Source organism: Novosphingobium sp. SG754, assembly GCF_013149315.1.
Classification (GTDB): domain Bacteria; phylum Pseudomonadota; class Alphaproteobacteria; order Sphingomonadales; family Sphingomonadaceae; genus Novosphingobium; species Novosphingobium capsulatum.
The window spans coordinates 1-1,436 of sequence record NZ_JABGCC010000028.1 but is presented as its reverse complement, the minus strand read 5'-3'; the positions used below and the strand labels follow the sequence as shown (position 1 = coordinate 1,436).

General features: G+C 65.0%; 1 protein-coding gene. It reads right to left on the bottom strand.

The features are described from left to right. Positions 1 to 300: 300 nt before the first annotated feature. A partial coding sequence (locus tag FHW97_RS21915; RefSeq protein ID WP_171799753.1) for an IS91 family transposase occupies positions 301 to 1,436 on the bottom strand: 1,136 nt, incomplete at its 5' end.

Sequence of the window (1,436 nt, the reverse complement as noted above, 5' to 3'; positions counted from 1 at the left end):
GTCGAAGGGTTTCGGACGCCGGCAGGCGTACGAAAGTCTTACAAGTACGACCCGCGGTGAGGCTCGCACAGGTCTATGGGTAAAAGGGCTTTGGTGTGGATTGGGGTGGCTGAAGCAAGCCTGCCGGCCAGCCTGTGATGGGCGGAATAACTTGGAAGTCAGATGGCCATTTCTCTCGAAGCGCCGCTGATCCTGCTGGCCATGAGCCCAAGTTTGACTGTGCTGGCGGCGTCGACACGCCTATCCCCATTGGCCGGGGCGCAGTGTTCACGGCCATTATGCAGGGTAAGCCATGCCGGATCATGGCGTGTTCTCCCGGGTCGGCGGTGCTGGCTGCGGCGGTGCACGCGGTTGGCACCAGCGGACGAAGGTCTCGATGATGGTCATGTGCCCGCCGCAACATGGGCATGGCGGGCGATGGTCGGGCGGTTCGTCGGGTTCGGGCCCGTGGATTGGCGCGGCAACGCCCAGCAGCTTGCGGGCGAGCGCCATGGCGTCCTTGTGGGTTGAACTGGCGAGCAGGCCGTAATGCCGGATGCGGTGGAAGCCGCGCGGCAGGACGTGGATCAGGAAGCGGCGGATGAACTCGTCGGCTGCCAGCGTCATGACCTGCTGGCGCTCGCCACCGTCGCGGCGATAATCCTTGTACCGGAACGTCGCGCCGGTCTCGTCGAAGGCAATGAGGCGCCGGTTCGAAATGGCAACGCGGTGCGTGTAGCGCGAGAGATAGGCCAGCACCGCTTGCGGACCAGCAAAGGGCGGCTTGGCATAGACCACCCAGCGCTTTTTCCGGATTGGCGACAGATGCCGCAGGAAGGCCTTGCGCGCGGCAAGCCCCGCCAAGGTGCTGAAGAAGGCTAGCTTTCCAGCATCGAACAACGCCAGCAGGCGCGTAAGAAACAGCCGACGGAACAGCGCGCCCAGCACACGCACCGGCAGCAGGAAGGCGGGGCGCGACGAGATCCAGCGCGTACCATCCGGGGCGATGCCGCCGCCAGGCACGATCATGTGAACATGCGGATGGTGGGCCAGTGCCGATCCCCACGTGTGCAGCACGGCGGTGATGCCGATCCGCGCGCCCAGATGTTTGGGATCGGCTGCGATGGTCAGCATGGTGTCCGCAGCCGCGCGAAACAACAGATCATAGACCACCGCCTTGTTCTGCCAGGCGATGTCGGCAATCTCGGCAGGCACCGTGAACACCACGTGAAAGTAGCCGACCGGCAACAGATCGGCCTCGCGCGCGGCCAGCCATGTGCGCGCGGCAGCGCCCTGGCACTTGGGACAGTGCCGGTTGCGGCACGAGTTGTAGGCGATCCGCCAGTGCCCGCAATCATCGCAGGCTTCGACGTGACCGCCCAGTGCACCGGTGCGGCAGTTCTCGATGGCCGTCATGACCTTGAGCTGACCGAGGCTGAGATGCCCGGCATGGGCTG